At 59.8% G+C, this 25,066-nt stretch carries 29 protein-coding genes; 11 read left to right on the forward strand and 18 right to left on the reverse strand.

Annotation, left to right across the window (positions count from 1 at the left end; all coding sequences use genetic code 11):
• Positions 1-22: 22 nt before the first annotated feature.
• The 7 genes from BLU26_RS03205 to rutR form a co-directional block, all read right to left on the reverse strand.
• Positions 23-952, reverse strand: a complete 930-nt coding sequence (locus BLU26_RS03205; RefSeq protein ID WP_092283785.1) for an ABC transporter permease — start codon at positions 950-952, stop codon at positions 23-25.
• Entirely contained in the window at positions 952-2,046 is a 1,095-nt protein-coding gene (locus BLU26_RS03210) for an ABC transporter permease (protein WP_092283787.1), read from the reverse strand. Before BLU26_RS03210 ends, BLU26_RS03205 begins: the two co-directional genes overlap by 1 nt.
• Complete coding sequence (locus BLU26_RS03215) at positions 2,039-3,559, reverse strand: ABC transporter ATP-binding protein (protein ID WP_092283788.1); 1,521 nt, start codon at positions 3,557-3,559, stop codon at positions 2,039-2,041. Before BLU26_RS03215 ends, BLU26_RS03210 begins: the two co-directional genes overlap by 8 nt.
• Complete coding sequence (locus BLU26_RS03220; protein WP_092283789.1) at positions 3,556-4,647, reverse strand: BMP family ABC transporter substrate-binding protein; 1,092 nt, start codon at positions 4,645-4,647, stop codon at positions 3,556-3,558. Before BLU26_RS03220 ends, BLU26_RS03215 begins: the two co-directional genes overlap by 4 nt.
• A 42-nt stretch (positions 4,648-4,689) precedes the next feature.
• The gene (locus BLU26_RS03225; RefSeq protein ID WP_092283791.1) at positions 4,690-5,076 is read right to left on the reverse strand and encodes a VOC family protein; all 387 of its coding nucleotides are present in this window, start codon (positions 5,074-5,076) and stop codon (positions 4,690-4,692) included.
• A gap of 1 nt (position 5,077) precedes the next feature.
• Positions 5,078-6,085, reverse strand: a complete 1,008-nt coding sequence (locus BLU26_RS03230) for an isopenicillin N synthase family dioxygenase (RefSeq protein ID WP_092283793.1) — start codon at positions 6,083-6,085, stop codon at positions 5,078-5,080.
• A gap of 255 nt (positions 6,086-6,340) precedes the next feature.
• Positions 6,341-6,940, reverse strand: coding sequence for an HTH-type transcriptional regulator RutR (rutR, locus tag BLU26_RS03235; protein ID WP_407920344.1), 600 nt, complete (start codon positions 6,938-6,940; stop codon positions 6,341-6,343).
• A gap of 376 nt (positions 6,941-7,316) precedes the next feature.
• On the opposite strand from rutR, the gene rutA reads away from it, so the two are divergent.
• Genes rutA through rutF form a run of 6 tightly spaced genes read left to right on the forward strand, consistent with a single transcriptional unit; the run spans position 7,317 to position 11,488 of the window.
• Positions 7,317-8,405 (forward strand): pyrimidine utilization protein A, encoded by a 1,089-nt coding sequence (gene rutA / locus BLU26_RS03240; RefSeq protein ID WP_092283797.1) that lies wholly within the window; start codon positions 7,317-7,319, stop codon positions 8,403-8,405.
• A 59-nt stretch (positions 8,406-8,464) separates the two neighbouring features.
• Positions 8,465-9,160, forward strand: coding sequence for a pyrimidine utilization protein B (gene rutB / locus BLU26_RS03245; protein WP_157719407.1), 696 nt, complete (start codon positions 8,465-8,467; stop codon positions 9,158-9,160).
• Positions 9,157-9,540 (forward strand): pyrimidine utilization protein C, encoded by a 384-nt coding sequence (rutC, locus tag BLU26_RS03250; RefSeq protein ID WP_092283801.1) that lies wholly within the window; start codon positions 9,157-9,159, stop codon positions 9,538-9,540. The genes rutB and rutC overlap by 4 nt, the downstream gene beginning before the upstream one ends.
• Before the next feature lie 15 nt (positions 9,541-9,555).
• Positions 9,556-10,353 carry a pyrimidine utilization protein D gene (gene rutD / locus BLU26_RS03255; RefSeq protein ID WP_092288345.1) on the forward strand — a complete coding sequence of 266 codons (798 nt, stop codon included), beginning with the start codon at positions 9,556-9,558 and terminating at the stop codon, positions 10,351-10,353.
• A gap of 11 nt (positions 10,354-10,364) precedes the next feature.
• A complete protein-coding gene (locus BLU26_RS03260; RefSeq protein ID WP_092283803.1) occupies positions 10,365-10,955 on the forward strand; it encodes a malonic semialdehyde reductase in 591 nt (196 codons plus the stop codon).
• 11 nt (positions 10,956-10,966) lie between these two features.
• Positions 10,967-11,488 carry an NADH-dependent FMN reductase RutF gene (gene rutF, locus BLU26_RS03265; RefSeq protein ID WP_092283805.1) on the forward strand — a complete coding sequence of 174 codons (522 nt, stop codon included), beginning with the start codon at positions 10,967-10,969 and terminating at the stop codon, positions 11,486-11,488.
• Positions 11,489-11,577: 89 nt separating this feature from the next.
• Here rutF and BLU26_RS03270 read toward each other — a convergent pair whose 3' ends face one another.
• Positions 11,578-12,180, reverse strand: a complete 603-nt coding sequence (locus BLU26_RS03270) for an FMN-dependent NADH-azoreductase (protein WP_092283807.1) — start codon at positions 12,178-12,180, stop codon at positions 11,578-11,580.
• 104 nt (positions 12,181-12,284) lie between these two features.
• Positions 12,285-12,605, reverse strand: a complete 321-nt coding sequence (locus BLU26_RS03275) for a hypothetical protein (RefSeq protein ID WP_092283809.1) — start codon at positions 12,603-12,605, stop codon at positions 12,285-12,287.
• A gap of 79 nt (positions 12,606-12,684) precedes the next feature.
• Between BLU26_RS03275 and BLU26_RS03280 the strand changes: the two genes are divergently transcribed.
• The 3 genes from BLU26_RS03280 (at position 12,685) to BLU26_RS03290 (ending at position 15,052) form a co-directional block, all read left to right on the forward strand.
• The gene (locus tag BLU26_RS03280; protein WP_092283811.1) at positions 12,685-13,575 is read left to right on the forward strand and encodes a LysR family transcriptional regulator; all 891 of its coding nucleotides are present in this window, start codon (positions 12,685-12,687) and stop codon (positions 13,573-13,575) included.
• Between the two features lie 67 nt (positions 13,576-13,642).
• The gene (locus BLU26_RS03285) at positions 13,643-14,464 is read left to right on the forward strand and encodes an alpha/beta fold hydrolase (RefSeq protein ID WP_092283813.1); all 822 of its coding nucleotides are present in this window, start codon (positions 13,643-13,645) and stop codon (positions 14,462-14,464) included.
• A 27-nt stretch (positions 14,465-14,491) separates the two neighbouring features.
• Positions 14,492-15,052 carry a peptidylprolyl isomerase gene (locus BLU26_RS03290; protein ID WP_092283815.1) on the forward strand — a complete coding sequence of 187 codons (561 nt, stop codon included), beginning with the start codon at positions 14,492-14,494 and terminating at the stop codon, positions 15,050-15,052.
• Positions 15,053-15,062: 10 nt separating this feature from the next.
• Here the strand turns inward: BLU26_RS03290 and BLU26_RS03295 are convergent, their stop codons facing one another.
• Positions 15,063-16,187, reverse strand: coding sequence for a GNAT family N-acetyltransferase (locus BLU26_RS03295; protein ID WP_092283817.1), 1,125 nt, complete (start codon positions 16,185-16,187; stop codon positions 15,063-15,065).
• Positions 16,188-16,362: 175 nt separating this feature from the next.
• Here BLU26_RS03295 and ada point away from each other — a divergent pair, with 175 nt between their 5' ends.
• Both ada and BLU26_RS03305 read left to right on the forward strand, forming a co-directional pair.
• Positions 16,363-17,469: a bifunctional DNA-binding transcriptional regulator/O6-methylguanine-DNA methyltransferase Ada gene (gene ada, locus BLU26_RS03300; RefSeq protein WP_092288346.1), complete on the forward strand. Its 1,107-nt coding sequence runs from the start codon at positions 16,363-16,365 to the stop codon at positions 17,467-17,469.
• Positions 17,462-18,394 carry a DNA-3-methyladenine glycosylase 2 gene (locus BLU26_RS03305; protein WP_092283819.1) on the forward strand — a complete coding sequence of 311 codons (933 nt, stop codon included), beginning with the start codon at positions 17,462-17,464 and terminating at the stop codon, positions 18,392-18,394. Before ada ends, BLU26_RS03305 begins: the two co-directional genes overlap by 8 nt.
• A gap of 135 nt (positions 18,395-18,529) precedes the next feature.
• Here the strand turns inward: BLU26_RS03305 and BLU26_RS03310 are convergent, their stop codons facing one another.
• The 8 genes from BLU26_RS03310 to BLU26_RS03345 form a co-directional block, all read right to left on the reverse strand.
• Positions 18,530-19,795: an OprO/OprP family phosphate-selective porin gene (locus BLU26_RS03310; RefSeq protein WP_092283821.1), complete on the reverse strand. Its 1,266-nt coding sequence runs from the start codon at positions 19,793-19,795 to the stop codon at positions 18,530-18,532.
• A gap of 247 nt (positions 19,796-20,042) precedes the next feature.
• A complete protein-coding gene (locus tag BLU26_RS03315; RefSeq protein WP_092283823.1) occupies positions 20,043-20,801 on the reverse strand; it encodes an HvfC family RiPP maturation protein in 759 nt (252 codons plus the stop codon).
• A complete protein-coding gene (locus BLU26_RS03320; RefSeq protein WP_092283825.1) occupies positions 20,798-21,646 on the reverse strand; it encodes an HvfB family MNIO-type RiPP peptide maturase in 849 nt (282 codons plus the stop codon). The genes BLU26_RS03315 and BLU26_RS03320 overlap by 4 nt, the downstream gene beginning before the upstream one ends.
• 3 nt (positions 21,647-21,649) lie before the next feature.
• Positions 21,650-21,892 carry an HvfA family oxazolone/thioamide-modified RiPP metallophore gene (locus BLU26_RS03325; RefSeq protein ID WP_092283827.1) on the reverse strand — a complete coding sequence of 81 codons (243 nt, stop codon included), beginning with the start codon at positions 21,890-21,892 and terminating at the stop codon, positions 21,650-21,652.
• Positions 21,893-21,996: 104 nt separating this feature from the next.
• Positions 21,997-22,257 (reverse strand): anti-sigma factor family protein, encoded by a 261-nt coding sequence (locus tag BLU26_RS03330; protein ID WP_092283829.1) that lies wholly within the window; start codon positions 22,255-22,257, stop codon positions 21,997-21,999.
• Positions 22,251-22,853: an RNA polymerase sigma factor gene (locus BLU26_RS03335; RefSeq protein WP_092283831.1), complete on the reverse strand. Its 603-nt coding sequence runs from the start codon at positions 22,851-22,853 to the stop codon at positions 22,251-22,253. The genes BLU26_RS03330 and BLU26_RS03335 overlap by 7 nt, the downstream gene beginning before the upstream one ends.
• A gap of 31 nt (positions 22,854-22,884) precedes the next feature.
• The gene (locus BLU26_RS03340) at positions 22,885-24,006 is read right to left on the reverse strand and encodes a beta-ketoacyl-ACP synthase III (protein WP_092283833.1); all 1,122 of its coding nucleotides are present in this window, start codon (positions 24,004-24,006) and stop codon (positions 22,885-22,887) included.
• A 105-nt stretch (positions 24,007-24,111) separates the two neighbouring features.
• Positions 24,112-25,014 (reverse strand): alpha/beta fold hydrolase, encoded by a 903-nt coding sequence (locus BLU26_RS03345; RefSeq protein ID WP_092283835.1) that lies wholly within the window; start codon positions 25,012-25,014, stop codon positions 24,112-24,114.
• Between the last annotated feature and the right edge of the window lie 52 nt (positions 25,015-25,066).

Consider the following 25,066-nt stretch of genomic DNA (forward strand, 5'->3'; position numbering starts at 1 on the left):
TATGCAGAGTGGATACGCCGATTCAGCGGCGCTCCTCTCGAATAAAGGGCTCACCCAAGGCGCCCGGCTGACTGCTGTTATCACGGCTGACGATGGCTACCCAGATCATCACCCCCAGGGTTACCGCGTAGGGCGTCATGAACACAAAGTATTGCGGTAGACGAATGCCGGATGCCGCCATCTGCGGGATCAGCGCCTCGATGCAACCGAATAGCAAAGCACCGGCGAGCGCTTTCCAAGGCGCCCAGCGCGCAAAAATCACCAGGGCCACGGCAATCCAGCCGCGCCCACCGACCATGTCGGCAATCCACATCTTGGTGCTCAGCACCGAGATGTAAGCGCCAGCCAGACCGATCAGCGCCGACCCAGCGGCAATTGCCGCGCAGCGATACGCCAACACCGGTATGCCCGCGGCATCGGCTGCCTGCGGGTTTTCACCCACAGCGCGCAGACGCAACCCGGTCACGCTACGATTGAGCACCAGCACCACCAGCACAAAGATGATTGGCGTGAGGTAGACCACCGGATTCTGCACAAACAGCTTGCCCACCACCGGCAGTTCCGACAGCGGCCACAGCGAAACCGACTGCAGCCCGCTCACCGGCTTGTTGGTCCAGTTCATCAGCGTACCCAGCAGCCCCGTTAAGCCCTGACAGAAGAACACCAACGCCAGACCGGCAATCACCTGGTTAATGCGCATTACCAGCACCATGAGCGCGAATAGCTGCGACACCACGGCGGCAGCGATCATGGCGATAATCAGCGCCCAGACAGTCGCGCCACCGGTCATCAGCGAGGCGCCAATGCCCGTCAGCGCGCCCACCAGCATCAAACCCTCGGCACCCAGCGCCAGCACGCCACTGCGCTCAATGACGATCAAACCCAGCGCTGCCAGCGCGAAGGGCACGGCAAAGTCGGGGATATTGCCGATCCAGCTTGCGATCATATTCATCAGCCCTGCCCTCCCTGAATACGACGAATACGGTGGCGAATAAAGAATTCCGAGGACGCCACGCAGATCACCAGAATCGCCTGGATCAGCTGCACCATCGAGAAAGGAATCTGGTAGAACACCTGCAAACTGCGCCCCGCGACAAAGAGTGTGGCCACCAGCAGGGCCACCACGGTGGCGGCGATGGGTTGGTTACGCGCCAGAAAGGCGATCAGAATGCCGGAGAAGCCGTAGCCGGCGTAAAACGAATGGGTCAAGCGCCCTTCCTGCCCGGCGGTAACCATGAAACCGGCCAGCCCGGCGAGAGCACCGGAGAGCAGCACGGTACCCAGAATCACCCGAGTGACCGGCACGCCGACTGCCCGCGCCACCCCAGGACTGTTGTCGACGAAGCGCAAGTACAGACCCGCACGCGATACCCCGGTGAACCAGAGCACAAAGAGCGCGACCAGCATGGCAATCACCACCGCCAGGCTGAGACCGTCGAACAGTTCCGGCAAACGCTCGAACACCCGGTACTGCGGCGAATAGGGAAAGGAGTCACGCGGGTCTTTCCAGCTGCCGTACACCAGGTGCAGCAGAAAATTGAGCGCAATGTAGTTGAGCATCAGCGTCGAGATGATCTCATTGACCTTGAGGTGCAATTTCAGCAGCGCCGGGGCCAGCGCCCACAGCAGACCGCACACCAGCGCGCAGGCCATCATCAGCGGCAACCGTAGCGCCGGTGGCCCTATCTCGAACAGGGAGATGGCGGTCGCGCCAACGGCGCCCCAGATCATCTGGCCTTCCAGCCCCAGGTTCCAGAACCGCGCGCGGAACGCCAGGCAACCAGCCAGACCAACCATGATCAACGGCGCGGCCTGAAACAGTACCGCGCGAAGGCTTTGGTTATCGAACAGCGTGAGAATCACAAACTCGTTGAGCAGCTCACCCGCTGGCACGCCGGCGGCGACCAGAATCCCAGCGGAAATCAGCAGCCCCACCACCAGCGCCAGGGCGATGACCAGCGCCTGCCAATACCAGGCCATCTGCTGCCGTACTTCCAGCGTGTAGCGCCGCGCCAGCAAGGGTTGAAAATTCGTTGCATCAAACATGGTTCACCATGGCCTGCCCTATCGCCTGGCGGTCTGCCGGTTGCGCAAACTCACCGATAATTCGTCCTGCCGACATCACGCCAATGCGGTCTGCCAGCGCCATAACTTCGTCCAGATCCTCGCTGATCAGCAGTACCGCCGCATCGGCATCGCGTGCACTGCGTAGCCGCTCGTGCACCGCCAGGGTGGCGCGCACATCCAGGCCGCGGCTGGGGCTGTGGACGATCACCAGTTGCGGTTGGCGGTTGAACTCGCGGGCGATCACCAGCTTTTGTGCGTTACCGCCCGATAAAAGCGCAGCCTTTTGCTGCAATGAGCGCACGCCCTGCACGTCGAACTCGCTGACCGCCGCCGCGGTATCGGCGTCGATTCGACCGCGGCGTAAATACCAGAAAGGCCCGTAGCGTCCGCTGTGGATTTCGCCCATGGCAAAGTTGTCGCTGATCGACAGCGGCGCAGCCAGCGCGGCGCTGTAGCGGTCCGCCGGGATACAGGCGATGCCCAGTTCGCGGCGGCGTGCCGCACTCAGGCTACTCAACTCACCCTCGCCTATCAGCGTCATACGGCCGCTGACGGGTTCCGGCAGCCCCATCAGCGCATTGGCCAATTCACTCTGGCCGTTGCCACCAACGCCGGCGATGCCATATATCTCACCCGCGCGCAGGCTTAGATTCACGCCGCGCAATACCGGGTTGCTGGGATCGCTCGAATGCAGCTCGCTGACCTTGAGGCGCACCTCTCCAGCGGCACGGCTGGCCGGAATCTGCGGGGGCGTTGGAGCATCGCCCACCGTCAGCTTGACCAACTCGCCCACCGAAACCGATTGCGGCTTGAGACTGGCAACCGTGCGGCCGCTGCGCATGACCGTGACCTGGTCGGCGTAGCGCATCACATCGTTCATCTTGTGCGTCACCAGGATGACGGCAGCGCCCTCCTGCTGAGCAAAATGCTTGACCGTGGTCAGCAGGTTTTCTGCTTCCGCATCGGTGAGTACTGCGGTGGGTTCATCTAGAATCAGGATGCGGGCACCGGCCAGCAGCACCTTGAGAATCTCAACGCGCTGCTGCTCGGCAACCGACAACTGATCAACCCGGGCAAAAGGATCAATACTGAAGCCCAGCTTGGCCGCCATGGCTTTGATGTCCTCGGCGGTCTGCTGCAAACGTTTGCGGTAACCGAGGGCCTGATCAGTGCGCAGGCCCAGGAGTATGTTTTCCGCAACGCTGAATGGCTTAACCAGCTTGAAGTGCTGATGCACCATGCCGATACCCTGGTTGGCAGCATCCAGTGGCCCCTTGAGGCGCACCGGATTATCGTCAATCAACAGCGACCCGGTCTCCGGTGCGTACAGCCCCGCGGCAATGTTCATCAATGACGACTTGCCTGCGCCGTTCTCACCCAGCAAGGCGTGCACCTCACCCCAGCAAGCGGTAAAAGACGCCTCTGAGAGAGCCTTGAAGCCGTCAAATGACTTGCTGACGGCGTCCAGTTGGATCGCGTTGGTATGACTCATTGCTGGGTAATCACTCCCTTCACGAACCAGTCCATTGACCACAGCTGACCGTCGTCCAGGCTCTCGCCTTCAGCAGCCTTGACGTTGCCGTCACGGTCGGAGATCGGGCCGGCGTAGATCAGCTTCTCGCCGTTGAGCAGCTCTTCACGCGCCGCCATGATCTTGGCCTTGTCTTCTTCGCTCACCGCCTTGCCGCAGCAAGCCACGTCAGTACCGCCCTGCTCCATCGACAGCAGCGCACCGTTTTCAGCCGGCTTCCAGTTACCTGCCATGATTTTCTTCAGTTCAGGTGCCAGGAAGCGATCCCAAACCCAGACGGAAGAGCATACGGTGGCTTCTGGCGCGAACTCGCTCATGTCGCGGTGGTGACCGGTACCATGCACGCCCCGCTCCTGGGCAACGATCTGCGGGGTTGGGCTGTCTACGTGCTGGCCGATAACATCAGCGCCCTGGTCGATCAAGGCGGTCGCTGCAGCGCGCTCTTTAACCGGATCGTTCCAGGCGCCGGTGTAGATCACGGTAACGGTGGCATCCGGGTTGATCTGCTGCGCGCCCATTGCGAAGGCGTTGACCGTCCAGTTCACCTGGCCAAAGGGGTTGGCTGCGACAAAGCCCAGCTTGCCGGTGGGCGATGCGGCGCCCGCCGCCATGCCACACAGGTACTGGCTTTCATAGGTGCGACCGTAGAAGGATTCCAGGTTGTCGGAATTGGTGGTGCCGGAGCCATTCAGGAAGGCAACATCCGGGTACTTGTCGGCCAGCTCCTTGAACGTATCGGAGTAGCCAAACGCTGTACCAATAATGATGTTGGAGCCACGCTGAATCAGACGCTCAACCGTGGGTTTGATGGCCGAGGCCGTTTCCGGCACGCTCTCCACGTACTGGATCTTCTGATCGATGTCGTCTTCCAGACGCATACGCGCCTCATCAAAGGCCTGGGTCCAGCCGCCGTCGTTGCGCGGGCTGATGTAGAGCATGGCGATCTTCGCCGGGCCCTTCAGGGTAAAGCCTTCGTCCGCTGCCGAAGCAGAGTTCATCAGGCCGCACGCGGCCAGAGCACATACCGTGCCCGTAAGCAGTTTCTTCATTGCCAAAGTCCTTCTTGCGGTGGGTCTTGAGGTTTAAGCGCGTTACAGCATGTGATTGATCCGGAACACGTTGCCTTCCGGGTCCAACAGAACCGCCTGATACCAGTTGTAATAGGTGGTATAGGGAGGCTTGATCAGGGTGGCGCCATGCTCGCAGGAAATCGGCACCATGCGGTCGACGTCGTCGGGGCTATCAACATCGATATTCAACAGAAACTTGCAGCCGCTGGTCTCGGCGTAATCGGCCAGGTGCAGCAGATCGTAGGCATCCGGTGCATTGAAGCCGATGCAGCAGCTGCCGGCGTCCAGACCGACAAAGATGGGCGAGCGGATGGCTTCTACTTCCGGGAAGCCGAATACGCGCTGATAGAAGCCGCTTAGGGCTTCGATGTCGCGGGCAAACACGTTTACGTAGGAAAGTTTGCTCATATCAGGCCACCTTGCTGCCGCCGAAGGTGGTCTGGCGCACAAACTTGGACTGCAGGTGGTCACCTGAACTGACCGGTGCGTAGCGTGGATGCTCCCCTGCCGGCAGGCAGCTGGGCAAACATTCGACCATGACGTCGTAGTTCGGCTGATGGAAGAACACCAGCGACTGGCGCTGCTGATCACCTTCTACATCTTCCGGCGGGTTGACCACGCGGTGCAGCGTCGAGATCCACTGGTCGTTTGTCCACTGCATCATCAAATCGCCAATGTTGACCACAAAACCGTCTTCTACATAGGGCACATCGACCCACTCGCCTTCGCGGTTGCAGACCTGCAGACCACCCAGGGCGCCGTCCGGTTTGACGATGGTCAGGCTACCGTAATCAGTGTGCGCGCCGGCGCGCAGCTGGCCTTCCTCGATACCTTCCTTTAGGTGCGGATAACGCAGGCTGCGGAACATGCTGATGTGCTTGTCGATCTTGTCGTCGAAGAAGTTTTCCGGCAGTTCCAGCGCCAGGGCGAAAATACGCATCAAGCTGCGCGCCAGATCTCCCATGGCGTCAAAGTACTCAGCGTAGGCCGCATCGAAGCCCGGCAGTGCGGTTGGCCATACGTTCGGCGCAAAATGCGGACCGGCCATGGCTTCGGAATAATAGGGCTCATCCGGCACATTCAACGGGCCGATGGAGAAGGATTCTTTCAGGTCGCCGGGCGCAGCTTCTTCCATGGAGTAAGAAAGGCTTTCCTCTGCCACTGCACTGTAACCGCGCACCATGTCCGGACGCGGCCTGTTTGCCTTGCGTTTTTCCTCCATGGGCAGATCAAAGAACTCGGTCGTCAGCTGGCTGACGCGTTCTATCAGCTCGACAGGAATCTGATGCTGGGTAATGACCAGAAAACCGATGTCCCGGCATGCCTGATTGACGGCCTTGGCCACTGCGGTCTTGCCCTCAGGGCTACCGCTGAAATAGGGACCAAGATCGATGATGGGTACATATTGAAGCGTCATACGATTGCATCCTCCGACTGAGTTCCGGAGTACACATCGCTGCGTCGCCGGATCTGAAGAATCTGCAGGCAGTTAAAACCGCCCACCGTTTCAAACGAGGAAAACAATTGCAGCAACTATGCCAAGAAAGCTTTTTTCAGCAATTACAGCAACTTGAATAAAAAGCCTGGCTTATGTTTGATCAAATGGTCTGATTCAGAGCACCCGGTTTGTGCGGGTAGCCCGAAAACGGGGCGACGGAGCCGTCGCCCGCAGTCAGTTGCGCGGGCAGATACCCTGCAACACCAACATCTTGAGATTTGCCAGGGTTTCAGCAAAGAAAGCAGGATCGTCCAGGGTGCGACCGGAGACGGCCTCAACCTGAACGCGGAAGTCAGCATAATGTTGCGTAGTGGCCCAAAGCGAAAAGATCAGGTGGTGTGGCTCGACCGGGGCCAGCTTGCCACTTTCAATCCAGGCATTGATTACCGCCACCTTGGACTCGACGATCTCGCGCAGCGAGGTGCGCAGCTCTTCCAGCAACAAGGGGGCGCCCTGAATTACCTCCAGGCAGAACAACCGCGATTCCGCGGGATGATCACGCGACAGCTCCAATTTAACTTGAAGGTAGTCACCAATGGCCTCGACCGGGTCCTGCTCTACGCTAAACGCCTGCAATGGTCGCAGCCAGACCTCCATCAATTGCCGCAGCACATTGATGTACAACTCTTCCTTGGAGGCGAAGTAATAAAGCAGATTGGTTTTCGATACATCGGCCTGGCTGGCCACCTGATCGAGACTGGTGCCGTGCAGACCGTAGCGCGAAAAGATATCCAGCGCGGCTTCCATAATGGCGCTGCGCTTGGTTTCCATCAGCCGCTTGCGACGATTCAGCGTCGCCTCGCTCGGCACCCTGCTCCGCGCCTTGGGCTTCTTCGCCGGCGTGCCTGGGCGCTGTATCTGTTTGCTCACGGGTTATCAGCCTCATTCCTTGGTGTGCGCATTCTACCCCCTTGCGCCCTATGCAACTCAAGCCCCGGATTTTAATCATGCGCTTGCCCCAATTCGGACCGGCCGCGCACAAACCAAGTGCTCTAACTTGGACTAAATGGTCTGTAATAAGCAGCAAGTTAAATGCAACTACTTGATAAATATATAAAACGCAATTCTGGCACGCTTGATGCTGTTCTCTCGTCACCAAGCGGCACGCCGTGTCGCTACCGAATTGATAGCAGAACCTGAGGGCACAGCAATGAACGTAGGCATCTTCATCCCCATAGGCAATAACGGCTGGCTGATCTCAAAAAACGCGCCGCAATACATGCCGACCTTTGACCTGAACAAAACCATCGTTCAGCGCGCCGAGCATTACGGCTTCGAGTTCGCGCTGTCGATGATCAAGCTGCGCGGCTTTGGTGGTGAGACCGAGTTCTGGGAGCACAACCTGGAATCCTTCACCCTGATGGCCGGCCTCGCTGCCGTCACCGAGCGCATCCAGTTGTTTGCCACCGCCGCCACGCTGACCATTCCGCCAGCGATCGTTGCACGTATGGCCTCCACCATCGATTCCATCTCCCACGGCCGCTTTGGCGTCAACCTGGTAACCGGCTGGCAGAAGCCGGAGTACTCGCAAATGGGCCTGTGGCCCGGCGATGAGTTCTTTGCCAACCGTTATGACTACCTCAGCGAATATGCCACTGTGCTGCGCGATCTGTGGAGCACCGGCACCAGCGACTTCAAGGGCGAGCACTTCCAGATGGACGACTGCCGCGTGAGCCCAAAACCCCAGGCCGACATGAAGATCATCTGCGCAGGCCAAAGCGAAGCCGGCATGGCCTTTACCGCCAAGTTCGCCGATTACAACTTCTGCTTCGGCAAGGGCGTAAACACCCCGAAAGCCTTCGCTCCCACGGTAGAACGTCTGGAAAAGGCCACCGCCGATTCCGGCCGCGATGTGACCTCGGTTGCACTCTTCATGGTTATTGCCGATGAGACCGACGAAGCCGCCCGCGCCCGCTGGGAATCCTACAAGGACGGCGTCGATGAAGAAGCCGTGGCCTGGCTGGGCGCGCAGGGCGCCGCCGACACCAAGTCCAAGGGCGATACCAACATTCGTCAGATGGCCGACCCTACTTCAGCGGTGAACATCAACATGGGCACCCTAGTCGGCTCCTTCGAGAACGTTGCCAAAATGCTCGATGAAATTGCTGAAGTGCCCGCCACCAGTGGCGTAATGCTGACCTTTGACGACTTTGTCGAAGGCATCGAGAACTTCGGCCAGAAGATTCAGCCGCTGATGAAGAGCCGCAAACACGTTATCGACATGCTGGAGAGCGCGTAATGAACAGCCTGAGCACAGCGGTTGTGGGTTATGCGCCCAACCATAGCCACGACAGCAACATGGTCCTGCCGGCACGCCCGGAATCACTGGCGATCAACGCCAATGACACCGCGCTGATCGTGGTCGACATGCAGAACGCCTACTCGACCAAGGGCGGTTATCTGGATCTGGCCGGCTTTGATATTTCCAGCACCGGGCCGGTCATCGAATCCATCGCCAAGGCAATCAAAGCTGCAAGGGAAGCCGGCGTACAAGTGGTGTTCTTCCAGAACGGCTGGGACCCGGAATACGCCGAAGCCGGCGGGCCGGGTTCGCCCAACTGGCACAAATCCAACGCGCTGAAAACCATGCGCAAGAACCCCGAGCTGATGGGTACGCTGCTGGCCAAGGGCACCTGGGATTACGATCTGGTTGACCAACTCAAGCCGCAGCCGGGTGATTTGGTGGTGCCCAAGCCTCGCTACAGCGGCTTCTTCAACACCGCTTTCGACAGCCTGCTGCGCAGCCGCGGCATTCGCAACCTGGTGTTCACCGGCATCGCCACCAATGTGTGCGTGGAGTCCACCCTGCGCGATGGCTTCTTCCTCGAATACTTCGGTGTGGTGCTGGCCGATGCCACCCACCAGGCCGGGCCGGATTACGTACAAAAAGCCTCGCTATACAACATCGAAACCTTTTTTGGCTGGGTCAGTACTGTAGATGACTTCTGCAGCACCCTCGCCGCCGCAACCAAAACCCAAGGAGCAACCGCATGAGCAAGCAGACTGTACTTCCCGCCGGCACCGGCAAACCGCTGGCGCCTTACGTCCCGGGCTCCATGGCCGACGGCATTCTCTATGTCTCCGGCACCCTGCCCTTCGACAAGGACAACAACGTGGTCCATGTGGGTGATGCCGCTGCCCAGACCCGTCATGTGCTGGAAACCATCAAGGGTGTGGTCGAAGAGGCCGGCGGTACCATGGATGACGTGACCTTCAACATGATCATGGTGCGCGACTGGAGCGATTACGCGGCAGTCAATACCGTGTATGCCGAGTACTTCCCCGGTGAAAAGCCCGCGCGCTATTGCATCCAGTGCGGTCTGGTAAAACCGGACGCGCTGATCGAGATCGCCAGCATCGCGCATGTTGGCTAAGCCATGAATCACAGCCTGCACATCGAGATCCATGGTCGGCAGGACGCCGCGGCCCCGACGCTGGTGTTCAGCTCGGGGCTCGGCGGCGCCGCGCACTTCTGGACGCCGCAGCTGGCCGCGCTGGCCGATGACTTTCGCATCGTGCTGTACGATCAGCTCGGCACCGGCCGCAGCCCGGCCGCCCTGCCGGCGGGCTACAGCATTGCCGCCATGGCCAAGGAGCTACGAGAGCTACTGGCGGCCAACCGCATCGCTGACTATCACCTGGTGGGTCACGCCCTTGGTGGTCTGGTGGGTCTGGAGCTGGCACTGCAAAACGCGCCGGGGCTGCGCAGCCTGACCTTGATGAACGCCTGGGCCGCCGCCAGCCCGCATACCGCGCGCTGCTTTTCAGTGCGTAAGCAACTGCTCGCCGGTGCAGGGCCCGCGGCTTATGTTGAGGCGCAAGCGCTGTTTCTGTATCCGCCAGACTGGATAGCCGAGCACATCGAACAACTGGACATTGATGACCGCAAGCACGTGGCCGGCTTTCCGCCGACCGACAATCTGCTGCGCCGCATCAACGCGCTGCTGAGCTTTGCGCCCGGCGCCGCCCTGCAGCAGGTTCGCCAACCCACCCTGCTGATTGCCAACCGCGACGACATGCTGGTGCCCTGGACCTGCTCGCAAACCCTGCAACAGGCATTACCGAACGCTGAGCTGCAGTTGTTCGAGTATGGCGGCCATGCCTCCAGTGTGACCTGTGCCGAGACCATCAACACCGCGTTGAGCGATTTTATCGCCCGCGTAACACACACCCATACCGCCGCCTGAGCGAGGGCCACATGCATCAATCACTCGACCAAAGCGCCCTGGCGCAACTCTTCACCGACGCCCGCAGCCACAACGGCTGGCTCGACAAGGCCGTGCCCGACAGCCTGCTCGAAGAACTCTACGATCTGACCAAAATGGGGCCCACCTCGGCCAACTGCAGCCCCGCGCGCTTCGTGTTCATTCGCACCAAACAGGGCAAGGAGCTGCTCAAGCCCTGCCTGTCTTCCGGCAACCTGGAAAAGACCATGGCCGCGCCGGTCACGGTCATCGTTGCCTACGACAGCCGCTTCTACGACTCACTGCCGTTTCTGTTCCCGCATGCCGATGCGCGCAGCTGGTTTACCGGCAGCCCCGAGATGATCCATGAGACCGCGTTCCGCAATAGCTCAATGCAAGCGGCCTACTTTATTTTCGCCGCGCGCAGCCTGGGTCTGGATACCGGCCCCATGTCCGGCTTCGACCCCAAGGCACTGGACACGGCGTTTTTCAGTGACAGCCACTGGAAGTCCAATCTGTTGATCAATCTGGGTTATGGCGACAGCAGCAAGGTATTTGATCGCTTGCCACGCCTGCCCTGCTCGAAAACCTGCATACTCACCTGAAGGAGTTCACCATGTTGGCCATGAAAACCCCAGAGCCCATGCCCGTGGAAGTCAGCCGTGATGCCTTTCGCAATGCCATGTCGGTGCTGGCCGCCGCTGTCAACGTTGTCACTACCGATGGCCCCGCCGGTCGTGCCGGATTCACCGCCACAGCGGTGTGCAGCGTTTCGGATGAGCCGCCCAGCCTGCTGGTATGCCTGAACCGCAATGCCTCGGTATACGACACCTTTTGCGCCAACGGCCAGTTGTGCGTTAACACCCTGACGGCTGATCAGCAGGCACTGTCCAACCTGTTTGGCGGCAAGTCTTCGATGCAGGAGCGTTTTGCCACCGCTGAATGGAGCACCGAATGCACCGGCGCACCGCTGCTGGATGATGCGTTGATCAACTTCGACTGCCGCATTACCAATCGCGTTGCTGCAGGCAGCCACGACATTCTGATCTGCGAAGTGGTTGCCGTGCGCCAGCAAACCAGCGGTGAAGGGCTTGTCTACTTTCAACGCGGTTATTGCAACGCCACCTCGCGCGCCTGATTGCCTCGCACAAAAAAGGCCGGCATACCTTTTGGGTATGCCGGCCTTTTTATGTCGCCGAGTGGCGCAAGCTAGCCCTCACGACTATATCAGGCAGCCACTGCAGCCAAGGCCGCTTCTACTTCTGCTCGGCCCTTGCCAGCCTCCACGTCACCCATCGACTGGCCTTCAACATGCAGGAAGGTCACATCCTTGATGCCGATAAAGCCAAGCGCAGTGGTGATGTACGGCTGTTGGTGATCCTGCGGCATACCCTGGTGGCGACCGCCACGCGAGGTCACCACAAACACCTTGCGATCGGGCGTCAGACCAACCGGGCCGGTTTCGGTGTATTTGAAGGTTCGGCCGGCGCGCAGTACGTGGTCAAACCAGGCTTTCAAGGTTGAGGTAATGCCGAAGTTGTACATCGGCGAGCCAATCACCACCACGTCACTGGCAAGCAGCTCATCGACCAGTACGTTGGAGCGATCAGACGCCGCGCGCTCGGCATCGGTCTGTTGGTCTACCGGCTTCATCCAGCCGTTGAGCAAGGTTTCATCCAGATGCGGCAGGGCCTGGGCAGCTAGGTCGCGAGTGACGACCTTGGCTGCAGGGTATTGAGCCTGAAGCTTGGCAACCAGGTTAGCGGTGTATTCGCGCGACAGAGAACCGTTCTGGCGTGCGCTGCTTTGAATGACGAGAATCTGCTGCATGAAAAACCTCCATCGAATGCGTTGTGATGGAGGCCATATTAGACCCAACAAAAAGATATAAAAGCGCAAATATACGCTGATTATGATCGATTAAGTTGATACATTTACTTGGGTTTACAGTTCAGCGTCACCCGTACCAGGGTAATCGCGCGTTCAAACGGCTGGGTCAGCACCGTGCTTTCACCCGGCTCGAGAATGGTGCGTCGGGGGAAGGGCCGTTCCGGGCCGCTGACGAAGGTGCCCTCGCATTCTGCGGTGGTGTCGCCATTGTTGCTCACGGTCACAGTGGCAACGTTGCTGACATCGTCCGAGGTAGCGGAAATGTTGAGGCCCTCTGCATTGATTTCGATCTCGATGGGAAAGGATGCCAGAGCCACCGCGGGCAGCAGGCAGCTCAACAGTAAAACCGGGGGTAAGCGCGACATGCTCAAGCTCCTTGTTATTAATCGACGATCAGTACGTAAAGCGGCAGTACCAAGTGCTGCGCCACAGGAGGCAGTATAGATGAAAGCACCCCGGGTCACGCTGGAACAATGGCGCACACTCCAGGCGGTTGTCGATCACGGCGGCTATGCCCAGGCAGCTGAAGCTCTGCACCGCTCGCAGTCCTCGGTCAGTTACACCATCGCGCGCATGCAGGAGCAGCTCGGCGTGCCATTGCTGACCATAGAAGGCCGCAAGGCAGTGCTGACCGAGGCCGGTATTACGCTGCTGCGGCGCTCACGCCAGGTGGTCGAACAAGCCAGCCAACTGGAGCTACTCGCGTACCAGATGGAGCAAGGCTGGGAAGCAGAGGTTCAGTTGGTGGTTGATGCGGCCTACCCTACCGAGCGCCTGGCGGTGGCTCTGAAAGCCTTCATGCCACTAAGCCAGGGTTGCCGGGTGCAGTTGCGTGAAGAGGTACTTTCCGGCGTTGAGGAGTGCCTGATCAACGGCAGTGCAGACCTGGCCATCTCTGGCATCAGCATTGCCGGCTTCCTGCCGCAACAGCTCAACGCGGTAGATTTTGTCGCGGTAGCGCACCCCGATCATCCTCTGCACCAATTGCAGCGTGCCCTCACCCACGACGATCTGCAGAGTCAGCTACAGGTCGTGATCCGTGACTCCGGCCGCCGCCAACCGCGCGACTCCGGTTGGCTGGGCGCCGAGCAGCGCTGGACGGTTGCCAGCCTCGGCACTGCCGCCAAGCTGGTCGCACGCGGGCTGGGCTTTGCGTGGCTGCCAGAACACGAAATCAGCTCAGAGATCGCTGCCGGCAGACTCAAGATACTGCCGCTGGAACAAGGCGCACGCCGTTCGCATTATCTGTTTCTGTATGCCAACCGTGAGCGACCCATGGGCCCCGCCACACGGATTCTCGCCGACCTGCTGATTGAACATTCAGTGACAGCCTGATGCCAGGCTTCTCTTCGCGGCAGCTCCGTGCCTAGAATGGGCTTTTCGGCTTTCAGGGATGCACCGCATGCCGCAGATCAGACTCAATGGCTGCCAGTTTCATTACACCGATCAAGGCAGCGGGCCCCCGCTATTGCTGTTGCATGGGCTGGGGTCGAGCGAGCGCGACTGGGAATACCAGATTCCCGCATTGACCCCGCACTACCGGGTGTTGTGTCTCGATAGCCGTGGCCACGGACAGAGCGAGAAAGGCGGCGCCGGTTACTCGATAGCCCTGTTTGCTGCTGATTGCCTGGCATTCATCGAAGCACTGAAATTGGAAAAGCCACACATTGTCGGCCTCTCCATGGGCGGCATGATCGCCTTTCAACTGGCGGTCAACTCGCCGCAGATCCCGGCCAGCCTGACCATCGTCAACAGCGCGCCGGAGGTCATTCCACGCAAGCCAAAAGAATACTGGATGGCCGGCAAGCGGCTGTTTTTTGCCCATGTGTTGCCGATGCGCGCCATCGCTGGCGGGCTAGGCAAGTTGCTGTTCCCCAAGCCGGAGCAGCAGCATCACCGCGATACCTTTCAGGCGCGCTGGAACGAGAACCACCGCGCCAGCTATCTGGCCTCGCTGCGCGCCATTGTCGGTTGGGGCGTGAGCGCCCAGCTGGATCGCATCGCCTGCCCGGTCCTTGTCGTCAGTGCGGACCAGGATTACACGCCAGTGGAACAAAAGCGCGAGTATGTCAGTCGATTGGGCGATGCCAGACTGGAAGTCGTCGACGATTCACGGCACGCTACACCGGTTGACCAACCCGAGGCCTTCAATGCGCTGCTGCTGTCGTTTCTGCAGGAAGTGGACGCCGAACGGACCCTGACCCACGAAGTAGATCCTGCCTGAGCAGGACTCTGAATAACGGAGTAAATGATGCTGAAACACCTTATTGGCGCTGCCACCCTGATGCTGCTGAGCTGCACCGCACTGGCCGACAGCCCCCGCGTGCAACTCTCGACCTCGCTCGGCGATATCGTACTGGAGCTTAACGAAGAAAAAGCCCCGATCAGCGTGGCCAACTTTCTGCGCTATGTGGAATCCGGGCATTACGACGGTGTGATTTTTCACCGCGTCATACCCGGCTTCATGATCCAGACCGGCGGCTTTGAAGAAAATATGCGCCAGCGTGACGTCGGCAAGCCGATCAAGAACGAGGCCGACAATGGACTGGACAACAACCGCTATACCATCGCCATGGCGCGCACCGGTGTGGTCGACAGCGCCACCAGCCAGTTCTTCATCAACCTGGGCAATAACGATTTTCTGAACCACGGTGGCCGCGACTTTGGTTACGCGGTGTTCGGCAAGGTGGTCAGCGGTGAAGGCGTAGTTGAAACCATCGGTAAAGTCGCCACCACCAGCAAGGGCGGCCACTCCGATGTGCCGGTCAATCCGGTCACCATCCTCAGCGCCAAGGTATTGGACGCGGAATAAACACGCTCGCTCAGGTTGCCTGCCGGAATGGCAGGTAACCTGTAGACTCCTGCTGGTAAGCCCTCACCCCGGCGCGCTCGCGCTGCAGAAACTCCGCCACCGCCTCGTGCAGCCCTGGCTGCAGTTTGTGCCAAGACTGCGTCAGTACCGGCTCAAAGCCGCGCACCAGTTTATGCTCGCCCTGCGCGCCGGCATCAAAGCGTTTCAGCCCCTCGGCAATACACCTATCCATGCCCTGGTAGAAACAGGTCTCGAAATGCAGCCGATCAAATTCCTCCAGGCAGCCCCAATAACGCCCGTAGAGCGTGTCGTCACCGACCAGAAAGAGCGCTCCGGCTACGTCCCGTCCGTCCTGCCGCGCAAACACCAGGCGCACAGCGTCGCTCAGCCCGGCTGACAGCTGGCTGAAAAAAGCGCGACTGAGATAGGGTTGCTGGCCGCGCTTGAGATAGGTCGCGGCGTAGAACGGGAAAAAACGCTCCCAGTGCGCCTCGCTTATTTCAATGCCCTGATGCCATTCAAAGGTGATGCCTTGCACCACCACCGACTGACGCTCCTTGCGAAAATTCTTGCGCTTGCGCGAACTGCACTCAGCCAGAAAGTCATCAAAGCTGCGGTAGTCACGGTTGAACCAGTGAAATTGGCAGCCCAGCCGTTGCTCCCACCCGGCCTGCTGCAACAAGGGGCTCTGCGCATCATCGTTGAACAGCAAATTGACGCCCGATACCAGGCCGCGCTCCAGGGTGTCATTCAGCGCCTGCACTATCAGCTGCTGGCTGGCCGTGCAGCGGCCCAGCAAACGCGGCCCCTGCACCGGCGAGAAGGGCACCGCGGCCAGTAGCTTGGGGTAATAGTTCTGCCCTGCTCGCTCCCAGGCCTCGGCCCACTGCCAGTCGAACACGTACTCACCGTAGGAATGCATCTTCTGGTAGAGCGGCAAGAGTGCCTGCAGGCTACCGTCGCTGTTCTCAACGATCAGATGCGCCGGCAGCCAGCCGGTGCCTTCCCCAACCGAACCGCTGCGCTCCAGAGCGGCCAGAAAAGCATGGCGCAAAAACGGATAGCTACCAGGCAACAGAGCGTCCCACTGGCTGGCGTCGACCTGGTCAATCTGCGTAAGCTGGCGTAGCTTCATAAGGTGTCACATCTATAAATCGGCATAGCGCAGAGAGTGCCACAGCCCGACGGCATTGCCGAACTGATTTACCCGCGGCACGAATTAATTCGGATTCGAGCGCAAGAAATGCGATGCAGCCAAACGTAAGCGGCTGGCATGCTGTGACTTCACTCGACCAGTTTGTGAGATGAACATGAAGGCAGCAAACAACAGCAGCGCGACCAGCCCAGGGATTCCCAATCTCGCCCCTGCAGATACTGATGAGCTGCGCTGGCAGGCGGTGGTAGCGCGCTCAGCCGCAGCCGATGGTGAGTTCATCTATGCGGTGCTCAGCACCGGCGTATACTGCCGCCCAAGCTGCCCATCCCGTCAGGCGCGGCGTGACAACATGCGTTTCTTCGACAATCCGGCGGCAGCTGAACAAGCCGGTTTCCGCCCCTGCAAGCGTTGCCGCCCCACGGGTGCATCCCCTCAGGAGCACCAGCAACAGCGCATTGCCGAGCTGTGCCAGTGGATTCAGCGGACCGAGCACCTGCCAAACCTGCAGCAACTGGCCGAGCACGCGCAGCTCAGTCCCCATTATCTGCACCGTCTGTTCAAACAGACGCTGGGCATTACGCCCAAGGCCTACACCAGCGCCCTACGGCAGCAGCGCTTGCAGGCCGGCCTGAGCCAAGCCACCAGCGTTACCGAGGCCGCCTACGCTGCCGGTTTCGACTCCAGCAGCACACTCTACAACCAGGCGGCGCTCGGAATGGCACCCGCGAGCTACCGGGATGGTGGTCGTGCGCAGCAGATCACCTACGCCATCGCGCCCTGCCCGCTTGGTCAGGTGCTGGTAGCGATGAGCAGCAAGGGTATCTGCGCCGTTCTTCTGGGTGATGACCCTCAACAACTCGCTGCAGACCTGCACCAGCGTTTTCCGGCAGCGGCCTGCCTGCAACAGGACGCTGCCTTGCACGACAGCCTGAGCGCGGTGATCCAACTGATCGAGCAGCCGCACGCCGGCATCAAGCTGCCGCTCGATATTCGCGGCACCGCCTTTCAACAACGCGTCTGGCAGGCATTGCAGCGCATTCCGCCTGGTGAGACGCGCAGCTACCGCGAAGTCGCCATCAGCCTGAATGCGCCCAACGCGGTGCGCGCGGTCGCCGGCGCCTGCGCGGCCAACCCCTTGGCCCTGCTGGTACCTTGCCACCGAGTGATACGCAGTGACGGAGCCTTGTCCGGTTATCGCTGGGGGCTGGAACGTAAACAGCAATTACTGACGCGTGAGGCCCGGGAATCTGCTGATGCATGACCTGAACCACGGCGTTCGCATCCGCACCACGCTAGCGCTGCCTGGCGACTTTCGCGTGGATGATGTGCAGCGCTTCTACCGCCGTGACGGCCAGCAGCTTGCTGAGCGCGTGAACGAGCGCGCTGTCTACAAGGCCCTACTGTACCGCGGCGTGCCCAGTCGCCTGGTAATCGACTTTTCACCGCTGCCTGCCGCCCGCATCAGCCTGCACAGCGACGCGCCAGTCGAACTGACTGAAGCGGCGCTGGGCGACTGGGCAGCTCGCCTGCTGGGGCTAACCCAACCGATAGAGAGTTTCAGCCGTTGCTATGCCGAGCACCCACATCTGGGCGAACTGCTCCAGGCCAATCCGGGCTTACGCATACCGCAGGCCATCCTTCCCTTTGAAGCGGCCTGCTGGGCAGTGATCGGCCAGATGATCAGCGTTGAAGCGGCGACCTCCAATCGCCGACGATTGATCCAGACCTTTGGGGTAACCCACAGCAGCGGCCTGCTCTGTCACCCAGACGCCGCCATCCTGGCCGGGCTGGACGAGGCCCAATTGCGCTCCTGCGGTCTGTCGCGCAGCAAAGTCGCTGCATTGCAGCTATTGGCCAAGGAAACCCTGGCCGGCCAGCTGCCGCTGGAACAGACAGCAACACTGGACACAGCCGCAGCACAACGCCTGCCTGCCGACCTGCTGGCCCTGCGGGGTATTGGCCCCTGGACCGCCAGTTACATATTGCTGCGCGGCTTCGGTCTGCTGGATGGCTCGCTGCACGGCGACGTGGTGGTACGCAAACGTCTGCAACGTCTGTTGGCGCTGGAGGCCGCGCCTGATCAGCGCGAGACTGCAGCCTGGTTGGCGACTTTCAGCCCTTACCGGGCATTGGTGGCGGCGCACCTGTGGGCCATGCCCAGCGAGCAGAAAACCACCGACTACTAAGCTGGTTGCACCTGTAAGGCAGCGCTCCATACTCAGAAAAGTGATCGGGCCCAAGCGCTGCCACTTTTTTATCGGGCAAAAAAAACCCCACCGAAGTGGGGTTCAAATCAGGAGCAGATCTTTGTTGCTAACAGCTTAGAACGCGTACTGCAGACGGGCAGAGATGGCGTCGCCGCTGTCGTCTACGCCAGCACCGTTGTAAGACGGATCGCTGGTTTCAGCCATGATGTAGTCCAGCATGACCTTGACGTTGTTGTTGGCGTACCAGTTCACACCCAGGGTGTGAGTCTGTGCGTCAGTGCTGCCAAAGCCGGATTCTTCAGCTTCGATATCGTCGTAGCGGTAAACCACTTCCCAGGCACCCATGCGCGAGTTGGACGGCTTGACCGCGTCAAACTTGCCCAGCTTGTAGCCGCGCGCTTCGCCAGTGATGGTCCAGGCCAGTTGTGCGTTGTAACCGGTGGCTTCACGATCGCCGCGACCAGAACCGCTCTGAGCGTCGATGTTGACCCGCATGTATTCGCTCTGGATCGAGAAAGGACCAGCTGCGAAGGCGGCTTCCAGGCCCCAGGCAGTGTCGTTCTCGTAAGCGTCAGCCACTCCGCCGGTGTCGAAAGGACGGCCGTTGGCGTTGGCAGAAGTATCTTCAGTAACACCGCGAACGTTCAGACGTGAACGCAGACGGCCGTCGCTGTTGTCGGTGCCGCGGTCGGCGTAATTGATACCGAAGTGCAGTACGTTGCCCGCTTCGTGCATCGGGGCGAATACGGCACGCAGGTTCATCTGAACGTCGTCCTGACCGTCTTCGTCGTTAGAGTCTTCAGGCTGATTCAGACCAGCAGAACCGTAGAAGCTGTCAGCCAATTTGGCTTGCAGCTGGATGCCCATGCCGTTGTCACGATCGTTGACCCAGCTGGCCAGATCATAGATGGACGAGCGCTCGATGGTGGTGATCCACTTGGAGCTGGTGGCTTTTTCCAAACCGAAATCGGGGTCAAAACGACCGACCTTGATGCTGACCGGCTTCCAGCCAGTGTAGGCAATGGAGGCTTCATCCCAATCACCGCCGCCTGCTTCGTTGGCAAAGTTGTAGTTCAGGGTGTACTGCCAGTCAGTGAACGCGTAGCCAGACAGTTCCAGAATGGCGCGGCGGAAGTAAGCTTCGTTGGCAGCGTTGCCGTTGCGAGTGTACAGACCGTCGAAGCTGTCGTAGTCAGCTTGCAGACGACCGCCCAACTTGAAACCGAAAGACTTGTCAGAGGCGTCGAGGGTCAGGCCACTCTTGGTGCCCAGTACCAGATCGGAACCATCGGTAGTCACGGTACCGGCTACGGCTTGCATGGATACAGCGGCTGCCAGGGCGCTGATAGCGAATCCGGCAAGTTGCTTACGCAGTGTCATTGAGTCTTCCCTCATTTGTGTTTTTGCGTTGACAGTGAAACAACACATTTGGGCCGCCATGTGGCATCAGGCCCGGTGTTGGAGGGAATCTTGGCAGCGCTATATTTCATATCAGTTGCGCGAAGATGAACATTCGATGACAGAGGAACTTTTTACCGCAACCTGGGCTCGCGCAGGTTGCGGTAAAAAAGAGCAGAAGAGGAATATCGCTAAATCAGTAAGATAGGAAAACAATCCAGAATTATTGTCAGCTAGGTTTTACGTCACCGGGCAGCAGGATGTCGTCGGTAAACCAGGCGTTCAAAAGCTGCAGCCCGTTGCCGAGAAAAACGTGGTCGCAGGCTAATCCGCATTGCGCGGCTACCTTGGTCAGCAACTTCTCGATGCGCTGCGCGCCGCTATCCAGTTCAGCCAGCAACTGATAAGTGAAGGCCGTCAGCTGCATAAAACGCACCTTGTCGTGGCGGTCGCGCCAGACCAGCAGCCAGGTCGGTTGCTCCGGCCTGTTGCGCGGCTGAAAATTCACGCCAATTCGATGCACTGGCCATTCATACGCATGGGCACACACCAGCGGCGATACCTGAACACTGCTCTGCAGACTCAACGTGCTGCCCTGCTCTGCCGCGCCTGGCAGCTCAGCGCAGGCGGTATCCAGCGCGAGCTCCAGCCATTCGTAATGCGCCAGCTCCAGCAGATATGGAGGGTCATCCGCTTGCGCACGATAACCTTGTTGCAGCCACTGGATGAATTCTTGCCCGATCTCCAGAAAGTACGGCGAGCGGCAGTGATGCTCGGCAATAAAATCGGTTACCAGCTCGCGCCAGCGCGGCGCCGGTAACAGGCTATGCACTACCGGGAAGGTTCCGCGCACGAAGCTTTCTATGCTTTGGTAAAACAACCGCTCGTACACCGCCACGCGTGCGGGCGGCACACCCTCAGGCAAGGCGGCGCGCTCGGGCGCGCGCACCCTGGCGGCAAAACCGCGTTGCTGATCGACCGCGCTCATGCGCGCAGCGCCTGCGGCGCGGCGGCTCGTTGCAGCGTGCGAATATGCTCGACCTCCGCGTAGAGTTCCGCCAAGGGAGGAAAGTTGAAGTCGCGCTCCAGCAAGGTGGGCCTGACACCGTGCTGCCGGTAAGCCAATTGCAGCAATTGCCAGACCGGATCGATGACAGCGGCGCCGTGGCTGTCGATTTTCAGGTCCGGCTCGGCATCGAAGTGACCGGCTACATGCATGTAGGCAATACGTTCACTGGGCATGGCACGGATATATTGCTCGGCATCGGTGGCAAAGTTGATGCTGTTGACCAGCACGTTGTTGACGTCCAGCAGCAACTGGCAATCGGCCTCCTGCAATACCGCGTTGACGAAGCCAGGCTCATCCAGTTCGCCCGGAAAGCAGACGTAGGCCGACACGTTTTCAATGATCAAGGGCCTTTCCAGCGCGTCTTCAACCTGTTTGATACGCGCCGCTATACGCCGCACGGTGTCGTCGGTAAAAGGCACAGGCATGAGATCGTAGAGCTGACCGTCATCGGCGCAGGCCGACAGGTGCTCGCTATAAACATCGATGTGGTGAGTATCAAGAAACTGCTTTATATCGCCCAGCAGGCGCTGATCCAGCGGCGCCAGGCCGCCCAGGTTGAGCGACAGGCCGTGACAGGCGAAGGAGTAGCGCTCAGTTAGCGCACGAAACTGGCGGCCAAAGCGACCGCCCAGATTGATCCAGTTTTCCGGCGCTACTTCAAGAAAGTCGGCCCCGGATACCGGGCCGGCATTGATCTCATTCAGCAGACTGCGGCGCAGACCCAGGCCTGCGCCCTGCACGCCGAAAGCGTGGGGAATCGTCATTGCTCAGCTACCGCAAGTGCCTTCACCGCACTTGCCTTCGCGTTCGCCCTTGCTCTCGCCCTTGTCTTCGCCACAGCTGCCCTCGCCGCACTTGCCTTCCATGTCACCTTCGCCATGGTTGTCGGCCAGGTTATAGCCACTTTGCAGCTCTTCTACGGCAAACGGATTGTCTGCAGCGTTGACGCTGGCGCCAGCGCCCATCAGCGTTACGCCCAGAGTAACGATAGCGGTATTGAGTTTGTTCATGGTCAATCTCCATTTTGTAATGAGGACAGGAACTGCCCTCTCACCAAACTAGACCAGGCTCGGTCGCTACGGTTACAAAAAAGTGATTTTTTTCTTCGCGGCGGTTATTGCGGGCCATCGTGATCGGCTGCGGCGCCCTTCTTCCGCTGCTGTGCAGCCATGGCACGCAGCAGGGTATCTAGCTCTGCAACAGGAGCATCCGGCAGTTGGCGAATCACCCGCTGGCTGACTCGCAGTTGGCGAATAAAACGGCGACAACGAAAGCAGATTGCCAGGTGCGCACGCACGGAAATGCGCTGCCGCAGGCTCAACTCGCCATCCAGCAGGTCACTGGACTGTGCCACCAGATCCCTACACGTCAACATTCGCCGGTTACCTCAAAATGCTCCAAAGTCGCAAAAACGCTCAAGCGTGCACGGTGCAACAACACTCGAACATTAGAGTGCGATATGTCGAGCAGGTTACAGATTTCTTCCAATTCGAGGCATTGGCGGTCGCGCAACAGCAATACGCTGCGCTGCAATTCCGACAGGCTACTGAGGGTGTGTTCCAGACAATCACGCAGCTCCTGCGCATCCAGCAGCGCTTCGGGAGAGTCGCTGTGCCACCCGGCAGGGCCTTGCTGCCAATGGCCGTCCGGTTGGAAGCGATCGTTGTCTATGCTGCCGTGCGGGCCGCGAAGGTCATCGATAAACACTTCGCGGCGCTGTTTTTTCAGGCGGGTCTTGGCGGTATTGGCGGTAATGGTCAGCAACCAGGTCTTGAGACTGGAGCGCTCGGCAAAACCGTCGATATTGCGCACCACCGCAAGCCAGCTGTCCTGTACCACCTCGTCGGCGCTACTGCTGCCGACGATAGCGATGGCGACGGCGCGCATAGCCCCCTGATACTGCGTAACCAGGGCGGCGTAGGCCGCCTGGTGGCCGGCGCGCAACCCGGCGAGCAATTGCTCTTCAGTCACCGGCGCAGCAGCCGCGCAGTGGGCAGTGGCATCAGTGCTTGCGTACCACGACACTGCCGATGGAGTAACCGGCGCCGAACGAGCAGATCACCCCGTGGCTGCCCACGGGCAGATCGGCCTGATTCTGGTGGAACGCGATGATCGAGCCGGCTGAGCTGGTATTGGCGTACTTGTCGAGTACCACCGGTGCCTCCTCGGCACTTGGGTCACGCCCCAGCAGCTTGCGCGCAATCAGCATGTTCATGTTCAGGTTGGCCTGATGTAGCCAGAAGCGCTTGATGTCTTCTACGTTCAGTCCTACTTCCTGCAGATGGTTGCCAATCAGCTCGGCCACCATGGGGCAAACGTCACGGAATACCTTGCGACCATTCTGTACAAAAAGTTTGTCTGGCTTACCGACGCCCTCCTCGTCACAGCGGTTAAGGAAGCCGAAGTTGTTGCGGATGTTGTTGGAGAACTTGGTCAGCAGCTTGGTGCCGAGAATCTCGTAGGGGTGCTCGCAAACCGCCTGGTCGGCGCGTTCTATCACCACGGCGGTGCAGGCATCACCAAAGATGAAATGGCTGTCACGGTCACGGAAGCTCATGTGCCCGGTGCAAACTTCCGGGTTGACCATAAGCACCGCCCGGGCCTGGCCCAGTTGCACGGCGCTGACCGCGTTCTGAATACCAAAGGTGGCAGACGAACAGGCGACGTTCATGTCGAAGCCAAAACCTTCGATGCCTAGCGCTTCCTGCACTTCAACCGCCAGCGCGGGATAGCCTCGTGGCAGATTGGAGCAAGCGACGATCACGGCGTCGATATCGGCGGCCGTGCGACCGGCCGCTTCAAGCGCCTGATGCGCGGCCTTGACGGCCATTTCGCAGAGCAGCGAAGGCTCATCGTTACTGCGCTCGGGAATATCCGGAACCATGCGGTTAACGTCTAGAATGCCGCTCTTGTTCATCACATAGCGGCTTTTGATGCCGGAAGCTTTTTCGATGAACTCGGTACTGGAGCCGGCCAGCGGCTCAACGGTACCGGCTTCGATAGCGGCGGCGTTGTCGGCATTAAACTGCGCGACATAGGTATTGAAGCTTTCCACCAGCTCTTCGTTGCTGATGCTTTCTGTGGGGGTGTACAAACCTGTTCCGCTGATCACGACTTTGTGCACGGTCGGTCCTCTTCTCATGTTATGGACGCGGTCTACTGCACGCCGGCGCGTTACAACCAGTAAACCACTCTACTTTTCAGATACTAATCAGCTATGCGTCAGATACTAGCGCAGGTGTTGCTCAAGCCAACTCAATACCAGCGGAAAATGATCGACCTCCGCCTGCGGGTGAGTCAGCAGATCATTGTGGCCGTAGCGCCGAGAACAACCCTGGCCCTTCTGCAACAGGACAATCTGCGCGTCGTGTGGGCCCAGCTCGCGGGCAAAGTCACGAACATCGCCGATATGCCCCTGTTGACGATCCGTTTCGCCGGCAAGATACAAACTTGGCGGCCACGCCAGCTCCGCTATCGCGCTAGCATAGTCGAATCCATCCTCAAGATCACGCCATTCACCGCGCATCCAGGCCAGATTGGCTGCATAGATGGCAGTGGATTCATCCGCGGACCCCAGCGCCATGGCGCGGGCCGGAATCAGGCCCTTGGCGTGGCCGAGCAGCGGCAGCAGGCGCCGCCAGAACAGCGCACTGGCGAAGCGGGTAAACAGGCCGCCATGCCGCTGCCCTCGGCGCACGGCAAACTGCAGCAGACCAGCGATCCCTGCCAGTAAATCCGGGCGGCGAATCAGCGCGCTGGCCAACCAAACACCGCCCCAGCCATGGCCGCCGGCAAACAGCGGTTGTTGCCGATGGCGTTCCTGCAGTAGCGCCAGCGCGGCTGGCAAATCTTCGGTAATCACTCGGTGCTGGGTAACCTCAGCCGCCGCGTCCTGCAGCCTGGGTTGACTCGCGCCATGACCGCGCAAATCGAGCACATAAACGCTGTGCCCTGCTGCCGTCAGCACGCCCACCAGGCCTTGGTCTCTCCGCGGGTGGAACACCCTGCCGTCTTCCAGCGCGCCGTGTACCAGCAGAACCACGGCGCGCTGCGGCGACCCGGCAAAGCAGCGCAGTTGCAGCTCGACCGAGTCCAGATTCAGACTGAGCCTTTCCATCGCGGGGTCTTCCACCGGCCATCCTTTTGCGTTGAGTGGTTGTTGGCTCGGCAGTGTAGCGAGCAAT

Origin of the sequence: Halopseudomonas sabulinigri, assembly GCF_900105255.1 — a bacterium.
GTDB classification, from domain to species: Bacteria; Pseudomonadota; Gammaproteobacteria; order Pseudomonadales; family Pseudomonadaceae; genus Halopseudomonas; species Halopseudomonas sabulinigri.